This window comes from Pseudomonas costantinii (assembly GCF_001870435.1).
Taxonomy (GTDB): domain Bacteria; phylum Pseudomonadota; class Gammaproteobacteria; order Pseudomonadales; family Pseudomonadaceae; genus Aquipseudomonas; species Aquipseudomonas costantinii.
On sequence record NZ_MDDR01000052.1, the window covers coordinates 21444 to 35344 of the forward strand.

Annotated in this window: 11 protein-coding genes; 4 read left to right on the forward strand and 7 right to left on the reverse strand. The window is 58.3% G+C overall.

Annotation, left to right across the window (positions count from 1 at the left end):
* Position 1: 1 nt before the first annotated feature.
* The 4 genes from BFL40_RS27045 to BFL40_RS27060 form a co-directional block, all read right to left on the reverse strand.
* Positions 2–1105, reverse strand: a complete 1104-nt coding sequence (locus BFL40_RS27045) for a polyamine ABC transporter substrate-binding protein (RefSeq protein WP_071486804.1) — start codon at positions 1103–1105, stop codon at positions 2–4.
* Positions 1106–1144: 39 nt separating this feature from the next.
* Positions 1145–2482: an alginate export family protein gene (locus BFL40_RS27050; RefSeq protein ID WP_071486805.1), complete on the reverse strand. Its 1338-nt coding sequence runs from the start codon at positions 2480–2482 to the stop codon at positions 1145–1147.
* Between the two features lie 119 nt (positions 2483–2601).
* On the reverse strand, positions 2602–3864 hold the full coding sequence (locus BFL40_RS27055) for a serine hydrolase domain-containing protein (protein ID WP_071486806.1): 1263 nt from the start codon (positions 3862–3864) through the stop codon (positions 2602–2604).
* Between the two features lie 364 nt (positions 3865–4228).
* Entirely contained in the window at positions 4229–5947 is a 1719-nt protein-coding gene (locus tag BFL40_RS27060; RefSeq protein ID WP_071486807.1) for a hydrogenase maturation protein, read from the reverse strand.
* Between the two features lie 343 nt (positions 5948–6290).
* Between BFL40_RS27060 and BFL40_RS27065 the strand changes: the two genes are divergently transcribed.
* Positions 6291–7490, forward strand: coding sequence for an MFS transporter (locus tag BFL40_RS27065; RefSeq protein ID WP_071486808.1), 1200 nt, complete (start codon positions 6291–6293; stop codon positions 7488–7490).
* Between the two features lie 85 nt (positions 7491–7575).
* On the opposite strand, the gene BFL40_RS27070 is transcribed toward BFL40_RS27065, so the two are convergent.
* Positions 7576–9075, reverse strand: coding sequence for an aldehyde dehydrogenase family protein (locus tag BFL40_RS27070; RefSeq protein WP_235864770.1), 1500 nt, complete (start codon positions 9073–9075; stop codon positions 7576–7578).
* A 63-nt stretch (positions 9076–9138) separates the two neighbouring features.
* On the opposite strand from BFL40_RS27070, the gene BFL40_RS27075 reads away from it, so the two are divergent.
* A complete protein-coding gene (locus BFL40_RS27075; protein ID WP_071486810.1) occupies positions 9139–10059 on the forward strand; it encodes an AraC family transcriptional regulator in 921 nt (306 codons plus the stop codon).
* On the opposite strand, the gene BFL40_RS27080 is transcribed toward BFL40_RS27075, so the two are convergent.
* Positions 10056–10805, reverse strand: coding sequence for an SDR family NAD(P)-dependent oxidoreductase (locus tag BFL40_RS27080; protein ID WP_071486917.1), 750 nt, complete (start codon positions 10803–10805; stop codon positions 10056–10058). The genes BFL40_RS27075 and BFL40_RS27080 overlap by 4 nt on opposite strands.
* Positions 10806–11041: 236 nt before the next feature.
* On the opposite strand from BFL40_RS27080, the gene BFL40_RS27085 reads away from it, so the two are divergent.
* Positions 11042–11863 carry an SDR family oxidoreductase gene (locus tag BFL40_RS27085; RefSeq protein WP_071486811.1) on the forward strand — a complete coding sequence of 274 codons (822 nt, stop codon included), beginning with the start codon at positions 11042–11044 and terminating at the stop codon, positions 11861–11863.
* A 24-nt stretch (positions 11864–11887) separates the two neighbouring features.
* Here the strand turns inward: BFL40_RS27085 and BFL40_RS27090 are convergent, their stop codons facing one another.
* Positions 11888–12790, reverse strand: a complete 903-nt coding sequence (locus BFL40_RS27090) for a LysR family transcriptional regulator (protein WP_071486812.1) — start codon at positions 12788–12790, stop codon at positions 11888–11890.
* 106 nt (positions 12791–12896) lie between these two features.
* Between BFL40_RS27090 and BFL40_RS27095 the strand changes: the two genes are divergently transcribed.
* Positions 12897–13892 carry an aldo/keto reductase gene (locus BFL40_RS27095; RefSeq protein ID WP_071486813.1) on the forward strand — a complete coding sequence of 332 codons (996 nt, stop codon included), beginning with the start codon at positions 12897–12899 and terminating at the stop codon, positions 13890–13892.
* The last annotated feature ends 9 nt before the right edge of the window (positions 13893–13901 follow it).

A 13901-nucleotide genomic window follows, 5' to 3' on the forward strand; every position in this document is an offset into this window, starting at 1 on the left:
CTCAGCGGTTGGTCTTGATCGTGGTCCAGGTGCGGGTACGAATGCGCTCCATCGCCGCCGACATCGGCTGCAGAGCAAACAGGGTTTTACGCGCTGCTTCGGGAATGTACATGTTGGGGTTATTGCGAATCTCAGCCTTGACCAGCTCGGTTGAGTCCTTGTTGGGATTGGGGTAACCGATCCGGTTGCTGATCAGCGCGATCACTTCCGGGCGCAGAATGTAATTGATAAACGCGTGGGCTTCTGCGGCATGCGGCGCATTGATCGGCACCACCATGACATCCGACCACATCGGCGCGCCCTCCGTGGGCAATGCCATGGCCACCTTCACGCCCTTGCCGGCCGCGTCCGCCAGTTGCTTGGCCAGCGCCATGCCTCCAGACCAGCCGACCGCCACGCAAATCTCGTCATTGGCCAGGTCCATGCCGTAGCGCGATGAGTTGAAGTAGGTGATGTCGGGACGAATCGACAGCATCAGTTGCTGAGCCTGGGTGTAGTCCTCACGCTTCTGGCTGTTGGGATCAAGGCCCAAGTAGTGCAAGGCGATGGGCAGGATCTCATTGCCCGCGTCGAGAAAACCGACGCCGCAGCCGGCCATTTTTTTCAGGTTCTCTTCCTTGAAAATCATGTCCCAGGTGTTCATCTGCACATCTGCGCCAAAGATTTTCTGGATCTTATCGACGTTGTACCCGATCAGCGTGGTGCCCCACAGGTAAGGCACGGCGTAACGATTGCCGGTGTCGCCGACCGCCTCCAGGGAGGTCATGAACTGCGGGTCCAAGTGGCGCCAGTTCGGTAATTGACTACGGTCCAGCGGCTCGATGGCGCCGGCGGCGATCAGGTGGCTGATGTTGGAACTGCTGGGAAACACGACGTCGTAGCCGGAATTGCCGGTCAGCAGCTTGGACTGCAAGGTCTCGACGCTGTCGAACACGTCGTAGATCGGGCGAATACCGGTCTCCTGTTCAAAGCCCTTGAGGACTTCGGCCGGCAGGTACTCGATCCAGTTATAGATGCGCACCGTGCGCTCCTCGGCCAGGCACCAGCCGCTGGACAGCCAGGCGATGGCGACGCCCAATAGGGTATTACGCAAAGACTTGTTCATGCTCAAACACTCCTGCGCGGCCGCGATGGCTCGCGGCGCTCAATAACGGTAGGTGAAGTAGAGTTCCAGGGCACTGAAGTTCCGGTCATCGCCGAAGACTTGTTTGGCCGCCGCCATGGGCTTGACCCAGTTGTAGGACAGCGAGGTATAGAAGGACGGTGTCGGGGTCCAGTCGAGAAATACAACGCTTTCATCGGCAAAGCGCCGATCACTGACCGGGGCGCCCATGTAGTTCTTCTCGTCCAACCAGAACTGATAGTGGATCGTCCCCAGGGTCAAGGTCTCGCTCAGGTGCGTCTTGAGCGAGAACTGCTGGACATTCTCGTTGCTGTTGAACAGCAGGTAGTTACCGACCACGTCGCCCACCAGCCAAGTGCCCCAGTCGACAAAGCCTTTGCTCAGCGGGTCCCAGGCCTTCTGCCGGTTGTCGGTCAGGTTGTCGTCACCGGAAAAGCTCGCGTAGCGATAGCCAACGATCGGCGTCAGGGGCACGTTGCCGAAGGCGTAATCAGCCTGGGCGTACCAAGCGTTGGCTGCATAGTCGACACCCTCACCACTGCCGCGCTCCACGGCGTACTCGCCATTCAGGGTCAGCGCTGCAACACCCGGCACCTTGGCATTCAGCGCGCGCAGGTTATAGACCTGCATCCCGTCGCGACGCCGTGGCAGCGTACTGCCCCTGGGACCCAGGGCGTTGACCCTGAACGCCATCGCGCCGAGCGTTGCCTGACCATCCAGGTCATAGTCGAAGTTGACGCCGGTCATGCGGAAGTCGCCCAGGTCGTCATCGGTGCGCAAAGTGAAGGCCTGGCTCTTCAACGCGCCATGGTCCCAGGCCAGAATCGCCGAATCCCTGAAGGCTGTACGCGGGCCGAGCCAATAGGCACCGTCCTTGAATTGGTCAAGGTTGCCATCCATGACGATGAAGCCCGTGCCGACCATGTAGTTCTGTCGACCGGCCGTCAACTTCCACTCTCCGACACGCACACCAACAAACATCTCTTCGCTGGCCACCTTACCGTCGGAGCTGCGAGTGAAGCCGCCGGCATCGCCGTCGCCGAAGGTGCTGGCGCCCACCACCGATGCACCGGCCAACACGCTGAAGTCGGGGGTCAAGGCGTAATCCAGTTTGATCCCCGGTTTGACGTAGAACTCCTGCCAGTTGATCTTGCTGCCGCCATTCTTGCCGTTGCGCTGGTCGACCCGGCCGCTGCCGAAATTGACGTTGCGCGTGGAAATGGTCGCACCGCCAGCCGTCAGGTTGACCTCGCCCTTGAGGTTGCCATCCTCGAAGGTGTAGCCCGCCATTGCGACCTGGGCGCTCAAGGGAATACTGACCGCCAACAACGCGCGGGTGAAACGCATCATGGGAAACATAGTGAAGCTCCTGTGTAATTATTGTTGTTACAGGGCAGTTGAGGCGACGCAACGCGTCACCAACACCTGGGCAAGCCAGGTGGAGTCCAAACACTGGGTTGTTTTTGTTAGAAATGTGCTCAGTGGCTCAGGTGGGCGGCAATCGCCCGTAACATGCGCACGCTATCGGCATCGAAGGGGCCGACGGCATCCGGCAGCGATGACTGCTTGACGATCACCACCTTGGACACCTTGTCGACGAACAGGTATTGGCCATGGATGCCACCCGCCATGAGCGCCTGGCTGTGGTCGTTGAATACGTACCACTGACTGCGGTAGGAAGCGCCTGGGGTCCACTCGGAAAACTCGGCGTTGGCGGCATAAATCTCCGGGTTCGCCCCGCCGGCAACACGGGCGATTGCGTCGGCGCAGACCACTTGCACACCGTCTTGGTACCCATCGTTGGCCAACAGCCGGCCAAAGCGCGCCATGTCCCGCAAGGTTGCGTTGAAGCCCGCACCTGCGACGCTGCGCCCCCAAGGATCAGCCATGAAATAGCCGTCGCGCTCACAGCCCAACTGAAGCCAGATGCGCTGTAGCAACTGTGCGCAGCAAGTGCCCGACGCCCGCTCCATGACCCAGGCCAGCGCCTCGGTGGTAGCCGTCACATAGTGGAAAAAACCGCCATGTTCGCCGCGCTTGCGCAATGAAGGCAGGTATTGGTAGAGGGACTCGAACTCGGCGTATTGCACCGGTGTCGGCGAAAAGCCGCAGGCATAACCGTACTGCGAACTCTCGGAGGCCGGATCGTCGTATACCTCGCTGTAGTCGATGCCCACGGCCATGTCGAACAATTGCCGCACGCTGGCATCACCAAAGGCACTGCCGGTCAGTTCAGGCACATAGGTATTGGCCTTGCGTGATGGGTCGAGCAGACCGTCACTGATCAGTTGTTCACCCAGGATGCCGATCAGCGACTTCGTCACTGAAAACATGATGTGCCGGTCATCGGGCCCCTGGCCGTTGAAATAGCGCTCGAACAGTACCTGATCACCCTGCATCACCAGGAAACCATCGGTGTGGCTGGCCATCAAATGGTCGATCACGCTGACGCTGAGACCGCACTGACTGGCGAAATGCAGTTCATCCAACGCCTGCGGGGCCTCACCCAGGCCGGTCACTGGACGCACCCCGGCCTGCACGTCGATGGACGGCCGCAGCCGTGCCAGGTGGCGAAACCCCCAGCGGTTGAACGGCGGGCGCATCCAGTTTTCCCAGGTCACGCGCTGCTCCGGCGCGGCGGGAAAACCCTGCATCAAACGCGGGGCGGCCTGTTCGGCCTGGAGAGATTCATTGGCCTCTACGTAAAGCCTTGCGAGTAAAGGGACGGCGTTCTGGCTCATCTGTGTGATCCTGAAAATGACTCTGCGTGGTAGCAGATGCAGGAAAACAATTACATTTATTAATTATTTTAGTCAATAAAATATTTTACAATGAAAACGCCTGATGACATGGCTAATAAGCCTCTGGACCGGCAAGTTTTTGGGAAAAATGGTGTGGTATCGAACCTGACAGCTCAGGCCAAAGTGTTCTTTGGGGATCCGGACAGTCCCTGAAAAATCTGCTCGGGACCGCTCTGGAGTGTTCTTGCGGACACTCCAACGCAGTGCGCTGCAACCGTGACAGCGCACCGCCCATTTCAGTATCTATCGCCACTCATCTAAGTGAGCGCGGGAACGATCACTCAAGGCGTACCGCCTGCCCCTATCAATCCACCCATGCAGTGTCGAGTGCCAACGCCCATGGCGCCATCAAGCGCTGTGGGGTCTGGCAGGCTTTGCGCTTTAATACAAAGTTGCGGCACTTCTCGGCGAACTGCTGGCGGTTGTGGACCATGTCCAACTGCATCTGCACCAGCTCGTTTTCACGGCAGTGTTCAACCTGTTTAAAGTCGATCGTTGCCTTGCGTGTGCGATACACGGCGTATTGCTCATCGGTCAACGCCCTACTGGCCTGCTGCAGCAACCATGGGCCGAATTCGCGTGGGCAGTGCGGCCCGATGTCCTGAACCATCCCCCATTGCCGGGCTTGAATGGCGCTGATCGGCAGGCATTCTTCGGTGAGTTTGTGGGCCATTTCACTGCCGACGGCGCGGGGCAGGCTGTAGGTCCAGTATTCGGAGCCATACAAGCCCATGGTTTTGTAATGGGGATTGAGTACAACGCCCGCCCGGGCGAATACGATGTCGGCCGCCAGCGCCAGCATCACACCGCCGGCTCCGGCGCTGCCCGTCAGGCCGCTGACCACCAGTTGCCGAGCCGTCAACAGTTCCTGGCAGACATCGTCGATGGCCTGAATATTGGCCCAGGCTTCCAGCCCCGGTACTTCAGCGGCCTGAATGACGTTGAGGTGCACACCATTGGAAAAACTCCCGCGCCCCCCCTTGATCAACAACACTTGGGTGTCTCGCGTCTTGGCCCAGCGCAACGCAGCGACCAGCCGTTGGCACTGTTCGGTACTCATGGCACCGTTGTAGAACTCGAAGGTCAGTTCGCCGACGTGACCGGATTCGCGATAGCGAATCGGTTGATAGGCTGCCTCATTGAAGGCTTGGTTGGCGATCGAGCCATCCAGCACTGGGATGTCGGCCAGTCTCCCCGCCAGAACGTGACGCGCCGGTAACTTGAAGGTCTCCTCCCCCGGCTGGGCTTTGCGTTTGAGCGACCCGATCCACACGCTCTGATCACCCGCCGCAACCAGCACCGCGTCATCCTGTACCGCAAGGATTTCTCCTGGCGTGCCGCAGCGTGAATCCAGTTGTGCGTCGTACAGGTAATACTGCCCGCCGGCGAGGCTCGCCAACACACCCGGTTGGCCATCGGCGGCGTCGATGGTGCGTTTGATGAAGCGCGCGCAATCGTACCAACCGAAGACTCGGTCAGATTGCTTCATGTTCGGTTGTAAACGCCCAATGACGTTGGGTTGCGTGTAGTCGAGCGGCGTAGGGATGAAACCGCGGACGAATTTTTCTATCACATCGCGGATGCAATAGAGCGCAGCGTCACTCACCGGGCCGTTGTACAACTCGGATTTGCGCACATCGGCAGGCATGTCGAACTCACAGGTCGACCAGATCGGCCCCGCGTCCATTTCCTCTACCGCCTGCAAGGCCGTGACGCCCCATCGGCTGACCTGCTGGGTGATAGCCCAGTCCAGCGCGCTGGCACCACGGTCGCCGACGATACCCGGATGAATGATCACCACCGGGCGATCCGGATTGCTCCACAGCTGCTGCGGCACGCGATCCTTTAGAAATGGGCAGATCACCAGGTCGGCCGCCGACTCCTCGATCTGACTACAGACTGTGGCTTCATCAGTGAACAGCACCACGCTGGGCGCGTGGCCCGCTTGGCGTAAGTCCAACCAGGCCCGTTGGGTCAAACCGTTAAACGCCGATGACAACAACATGATCTTCAATGACCGCATGACTGACTCTTCCTTGAGAATGCGCGACAGGAGGCTCTCCTTGAGCCCTCCTGACCTTTGATGGAAGCGCAAGGGTAGAGGCTGTGTCAGGCAGGCAGACTGATCGAGATCAATCTTGTGTCAGCCAATCACTCAATCGAATGAAGCATGGCGGTCGAGGTAGCCTCCGAGCGTCGGGCAGGCCGTGGTTTGGACGATAGCCAATGAAGCATGGGGTTTCAGGCATGGTGGCGATCGCACCTGTCGGTATCATTGAGCAGCGGGCCAAGCCCGTGTAACGCCTCCAACATCCGCCTTAAAACACTCACTCGACAAAAGCCCTGAGCGCTGGGCAGGGAGCTGCATGTCCGTCGATATCACCAAACGCCGTTCAAAAAGCCTGTTGTTTTTTCTCGCGATGTCATTGACCGCCGCACTGATGAACAGCAGTGCACCGACTCCGCTGTACCCCTTGTACAAAGAACACCTGCAACTGAGCGCGGTGGACTTGACGTTCATATTCGGCGCGTACGGCGTTGGGGTATTGGTAGCGCTGATCACCCTGGCCGGTATCGCGGGTCGTATCAAGGAGCAGCGCTATCTGCTGCTGCCCGCGATATTCCTGGTGCTCCTCGGCGCCTGGTTGTGCTCACAGGGTGACGCCTTGTGGTCACTCTGCGTCGCTCGAATGATTGCAGGGCTTGGCGCGGGGATCATGACCACCAGCGTCAACGTGACGTTGGTCAGGTTCGGTCCCCGCGACAATGGCAAGCTGGCGGCGACGCTGGCCACACTGGCAATGGTGACCGGGCTTGCACTCGGCCCGGTCCTCAGCGGTATTGCATTGCAACTGAACCTTCACCCGGCGCGCTTGCCGTTCTGGGTGATCATGGCGTTGGTCGTAACCGCCGCCGTCGGCGCGTTAATAGTGTGGCCCCGTGAGCCTGTACTGCCTGACGCCAACCACCCTCGCGAGCAGTCATCACTGCGCGAAGGCCTGCACGGTATTGGGCGCCTGTTCCACCTGTGTGCGTGGTCAGTACTGTTCAGTTGGTCGTTTGCTGCCTGTGTATTCGTCATCGGCCCTGGTGCTGCCGAGCAGCAATTGGGCCTGAGTGATCGTGGGGTGTTCGGCTATTGCATGGCGGTATACCTGTTGATCGCCGGCGCCAGCCAACTGTTCTGCCGACGGCTCGATGCACTGTACGCGTTGCGCTCGGGGTTGCTCGCCCAATGCGCAGCCTTTGTGCTCCTGCTCGCAGCCTTCAGCACACACTCACTGATCCTCGCCGCCACAGGCCTGGCCGTTGGCGGTTACGCCTACGGAGCCATCTTTGTGGGCAGCGCGAGACTGATCAATCAGCTCGCGCCAACGCATTGCCATGCCAAGTTGGTGGCGTATTTCTATACGACGGTCTACCTGTTCAATGCGGTCCCCATTCCCTTGGGGAGGTTGGTGGATTCGATGGGCATCGCTCACAGCGTGCTCATCGCCTTGAGCCTGTTTCTGGGAATCGGTGCCGTATTGATGCTGCTTGCCGCCAGGGCCCGACTGCCTGGTTGAGCCTTCGCCCCGATCGTTGTAGCACCTCAGGTTTGCGCCTGTTCCACCTTCAGAACAGGCGCGTGCAACTTGCGCGCGGAGCTTATTAGAGCGGTGAGAACCAAACAGTTGGAACGTGTGCCTGAACCGTAATGGTCTTCACTTGGGTGTAAGCATTCAGGGTTTCCCGGCAGAACTCCCTGCCTATCCCACTATCTTTATACCCTCCGAACGCGGTGCCATCGGTGATATTCGAATACCGATTGATCCACACCGAGCCTGCTTCCAGCCGGGTGGCCGTTTGCATGGCATGCTTGAGGTTGCTGGTGTAAATCCCTGAGGCCAGCCCATATGCGCTGTCATTGGCCTGGGCGATCATGGATTCATAATCGTCCCACACGATAAGCGACAGCACCGGTCCGAAAATCTCTTCCTGGCAGATTCGCATGTCATTGCGGGCCAATAACAAGGTCGGCTGAATGAAGTAACCCTGCTCGCAGCCCAGTATGTTTTCTCGGCCGCCACCGGCCAGCAGCTCGGCACCTTCTTGTATCCCCAGGTTGATGTAATCGAGCACACGCTCGCCCTGGTGGGCGCTGACCAGGCAGCTCACACGAGAATCCTCTGCCAGGGGAGAACCGACTTTTATGCGCTTGAACGAGGCAATCAATTTTTCCCGGAACACTGCGGCGATGTCTGCATGGACAAACAAGCGCGTACCGGCCAGGCAGGATTGGCCATTGTTGTGAATAGCGGCAAATGTGGCGTTGTCGACCACCGCATCAATGTCTTCGATATCAGGAAACACGATGTTGGCGCTCTTGCCGCCCAGCTCAAGGGTCGACGGCACAAGCCGCCTGGCAGCAACACCGGCAACGATCCGGCCCACTTCAGTGCTGCCGGTGAACGACAGTTTTCTCACCAGGGGATGTTCACTCAACGCAGCACCCACGACGTCCCCCTGCCCCGTCACCATGTTCACGACACCGGCGGGGAAAATCCGGTTAATCAACTTGCCCAGCTCGAGCGTCGACAAGGAAGCATTTTCATCGGGCTTCAACACCACGGTGTTCCCCGCCACCAACGCCGGCGCAAGCTTGAACGCCGCCATGATCGCCGGTGCATTCCACGGAATTATTTGCCCGCAAACCCCCAGCGGCTCACGCTTGGCGATGGAATAACCACCCTCAATTTCGCGGCCGGTGTCTTCATGCGCCATGATCACCGAGGCGAAATACCGGTAGTGACGAACAGCCGTCAGGTAGTCCTTGCGCACTTCGCTGATGCAACGGCCCACGTCATGGGCATCGATCATGGCAAGACGCTCGCTGTGTGCCTCGATTTCATCCGCCAGAAGATTAACCAAGCGTGCGCGCATTTGTTGGCCCAGCGCTCGCCATGCTGGGAAGGCTTTATGGGCGGCCCTTACCGCGCGATCGACATCCGCTGCCTCGCAGTAACGGATCTGGGCCAGAGGCTTCCCCGTTGCAGGGTCCACTGCGGCAAACAAGCGCTCTTTATTGTCCGTTTCAAACACGCCATTGATCAGCGGGCCATAGGTTTTATCAAAATTAATTTGCATGCTAAACCTCATGTTTAAAGTCAAAAATTGGATTAACTCTGTTATAAAATTCCGATTACTTTTTTATTCGTCCAAAAAAGGTGGTACATGGACCCTCTGTCCGACGTCCTGTCATTGTTGAGAATTCGTAATTACCACTCCGCCACGCTCACGTTGGGCGGCGATTGGGCGTTTAACTTCCCTGAGCGCGAAGGCATCAAATTCACCGCCGTTGTCAAAGGCACTTGCTGGCTGCACGTAGAGGGCGAACTGCAGCCCCAGCAACTTCATCAGGGCGACTGTTTCCTCATGACGCGAGGCATGCCTTTCACGCTCTACAGCGATATGTCCCAGCCGGTCATGAATTCGGACGGCCACTTTCAAACCCTTGCAGTGGACGAACTTGACCTGCGTTATGGCGGCGATGACATTCAGTTGGTCGGTGGTCGCTTTGACTTCAGTGGTGTGCCCACCCAGTTACTGCTCAGTAGCCTGCCCTCGCTGGTGCATGTGCAAGGCAATGATCCCCAGGCCTCGATCCTGCGTTGGGCCTTGGAGCGGTTTACCTCGGAACTGCACCAACAGCGCCCCGGTCGATCGCTGATGAATGAACACCTGGCGCACATCATGTTGGTCGAAGTGCTCCGCGCCCATCTGGCGACACTGGATAGCAGTGGCATCGGCTGGTTTTTTGGCTTGGCCGATCGCAACCTCAGCCTTGCCCTGAGCGCAATGCATGGCGACCCGTCTCATCGCTGGACTGTCCAGGCGCTGGCGCAGCGGGCAAACATGTCGCGCTCGGCGTTCGCGTTGCGCTTCAAGCAGGTGGTCGGCACCGCGCCGATGGAATACCTGACGTACTGGCGCATGTTGCTGGCCAGTGATCGCTTGAAGCACTCCGATGATTCGGTGTCCACCCTCGCGTTTTCGTTAGGCTACGAGTCAGAGAGTGCTTTCAGTACAGCCTTCAAGCGCGTCATGTTGCAATCGCCCCGCCATTACTTACGCTCGCACGCCAACCAGGGTTAGTGCAGGCCGCCGCTGATCAGGAGCATCTCGCCGGTGATCCACCCCGCATCTGCCGAAGCCAGGAAGGCAACCGCAGGCGCGATGTCCTCAGGTCTGCCGATGCGGCCCAATGGCGTAATCGCTTCAATTTCCTGGCGAAACGCGTCCTCAAAAAAACCGCTCGCGTGCACACCTTCGGTCACGACCAGGCCTGGGTTCACTGAGTTGACACGGATTTTTTTCGGCCCCAACTCATTGGCGAGGGTCTTGGTGATGGCGTCCACTGCGCCCTTGGAGGCGGTGTAGACCGTAGAGTTGGCGGGGGTGAATGAGGTGACGCAAGAGCTGATATTGATGATGCTGCCCCCCTCAGGATTGAACACCTCAACCGCTGCCTGGGTACATTGAATCAGCCCGAGGACATTGAGGTTGAACTGACGGTGAAACTCGTGTTCGGTGATGTCGGCCAATGGGCCCGTTGCGTAGACACCGGCATTGTTCACCAAAATATCGAGATGGCCATGCTCATGGGCGATCGTCTTGAACAACGCATTGACGTCGACGCGTTTGGATACATCGGCCTGTACCGCATAGGCCCTTGCGCCGGTCTGCAAGATCTCGGCGACTACTCGGTCGGCGTCTTCGCGACTACTGGCATAATTGACGATGACAGTCGCGCCATCCTTGGCCAATTGCTTGGCGATTGCCGCACCAATGCCCTTGGAGGCGCCGGTGACCAACGCGATTTTCTTATGCAGCTTTTTCATGTTCATGCCCTTCTGTTGCTGGTTCAAATCAATGAATCCAGCTTAGAAGCAACACCCTGGCCGGTTAATAGCCAGTGCTCCAAGAAACCTTTGCGATCGTCCAGCACTGCAACTTGCGAACGTGCTCCTAGCCCTCCAACTACTGAATTCAACTCACAAGACCGCGCGCTTTTTAACGACTAATCATCAAGCGTTTCTCACCCTAAGCTGGAGCAATACCTTCCAGGAACATGAAAATGACAGATGTCACTGTAGTCATCGGTGCCGGTTCGATTGGCCAAGCCATCGCTCGTCGCGTCAGCGCCGGCAAACATGTAGTGCTCGCAGATTTACGGCAAGACACCGCAGACGCCGCAGCGCGAGTAATGAGCGATGCAGGTTTTGAGGTCACCACGTCCAAGGTTGATGTCTCATCCCGCGAGTCTGTTCAGGCACTCGTCGCACTGGCTACAAGCATTGGCGACATCACCGGAGTCATTCATGCAGCCGGTGTTTCCCCGTCTCAGGCTGCCCCTGCCACCATTCTCCTGGTCGACCTGTATGGCACTGCGCTGGTGCTGGAGCTGTTTGGCGATGTCATCGCAAAAGGTGGTTCGGCAATCGTCATCGCCTCGCAGTCGGGTCACCGATTGCCGGCGCTCACCGCCGAGCAGAACAGAGCGTTGGCGTTGACCCCGGTGGAAGAGCTTCTCACCCTGCCGATGCTTCAGCCTGAGTCAGTGACTGACCCTCTCAATGCTTACCAGATATCCAAACGCGGTAATTCACTGCGCGTAGCTGCGCAAGCTGTCAGGTGGGGTAAGCGTGGCGCACGGGTCAATACAATCAGCCCAGGCATAATTTTCACGCCCCTGGCACGGGATGAACTCAATGGCCCGCGCGGGGACGGGTACCGCCGCATGATCGAGTCGTCGGCAGCCAAGCGCGGCGGTACACCCGATGAAGTCGGTGCGGTCGCTGCGTTGCTGATGGGCCCTGAAGGGACATTTATTACCGGCAGTGACTTCCTTATGGACGGTGGTGTAACCGCTCAATACTGGTACGGCGCTGACCAGTAGCGCCACACGCCTGTGGAAACGGCCTCACGCCTGCTGGCGCACCCACTCGCGCACCGCATCCGCGAACATCCGTAAGGCCATCGGCGGATGGCGGTTAGCCGGATAGTAAAGGCATGCACCGGCATAATAAGGGCCCCAGTCGGGGAGCAAATGAACCAGGCGCCCGGCCTGCAAATGCTCCTCGACTTGAAGTTCCGGTACCCACGCGATACCAATACCCGCCAATGCGGCCTGTTCCATCAGGTTGATATTGTCCAGGGTCATGGGCCCATCGACATCAATGCTGGCTGATCGACCCAAATGATCGAGGTCCCAGCGGAACAACGTGCCGCTGGAGAACCGAAACCGGATGCATCGATGAGCCTTGAGATCATGGGGGGTCATAGGCCTCGGGTGCCGACTCAGGTACTCGGGAGAAGCAACTGCGGCAAATCGCACGTCGGGACCGAAACGCACCGCAATCATGTCGCGAGGGACGTCATCAAACAGCCGAATACCAGCATCGAACCCATCGGCGACGATATCAACCAAGCGGCTATCAGACACACACTCGATATGGATCTGCGGGTTGTCCTGGAGAAACTGGGGCATTACATGGCGGATCAACAGCTTGAATGACGATTCGGACGCACTCAGGCGTATCAGGCCCGAAGGGGTATTGCGCTCAGATGTGACATCGTTAACCGCACATTCGAGTTCACCCAACAGCGGCTGAACTCGCAAGAAAAGTTGCTCACCTGCCTCCGTCAAGGCGACCGAGCGGGTTGTCCGATTGAACAAACGCAGTTCAAGACGTGATTCAAGCCCGCGCATTGAATGGCTCAGTGCCGAGGCTGAAACCCCCAGCACCCTGGCAGCGCCGCTGAAGCTGCGTTGCTCAGCGATGGCGACAAACGCGGTCAACTCAGGAAGGCCTGCACGGATCATTAGTGAATTCCCCTCAATTCCCCATGAAGCAAAGTGCCAATTGTTGAGTTCGGCACATGAATTTAAAGTCTACCTGCCCACCCCATCTTTGCGAAGGAGACGAAGCATGCTGAAACGTCAGCTCGGCAACAGCGGTCTGGAAGTGTCCTCCATTGGCCTGGGCTGCATGGGCATGAGTGCTGCCTATGGCCCGGCACCCGACACCCAGGAAATGATCAAACTGATCCGCACAGCCCATGATCAAGGCGTTACGCTGTTCGATACGGCAGAAGCTTACGGCCCATTCGTCAATGAAGCGTTATTAGGCTCCGCACTCGCACCGATCCGGGACCAGGTGGTCATCGCCACTAAATTCGGCTTTGACATAGACCTGGAGACGGGCGAACGGCGCGGTGGTACCAACAGCCGTCCCGAACATATCAAGGCTGTCGTGGAGGCCTCCCTGAGACGGTTGCGCACCGACCGTATTGACCTTCTGTATCAGCACCGCGTAGATCCGGCGGTTCCGATTGAAGACGTAGCGGGCGCTGTGCAACAGCTCATTGTCGAAGGCAAAGTCGGGCACTTCGGGCTTTCGGAAGCCGGTGCCCAAACCATCCGCCGTGCCCATGCCGTGCAAAGAGTCGCTGTCGTTCAGAGCGAATACTCATTGTTCTGGCGAGCCCCGGAACAGGAACTGTTGCCTTTGCTTGAAGAACTGAATATTGGTTTCATGCCGTTCAGTCCACTTGGCGCGGGGTTTCTGACCGGGAAGATCGACGAGAACACCACCTTCGACCCAACGGACTTTCGCAATGTGGTACCCCGCTTCACACCCGAGGCGCGCCGAGCTAACGCAGCGTTGGTAGTGGCGATCAAACGAATAGCCGACCGCAAAGGCGCAACGCCGGCTCAAATTGCCCTCGCCTGGTTACTGGCTCAAAAGCCCTGGATTGTGCCGATTCCGGGTACCACCAAGCAGCACCGCCTGGAAGAAAACCTGACGGCTGTCGAACTCGAATTGACTAAAGACGATCTCGTTGAAATCGATTCAGAGGTATCGAAAATCCAGGTTCAAGGCGATCGTTTGCCAGAGGCTGCGATGAAAATGGTCGGGCGTTAAGCCAATCTC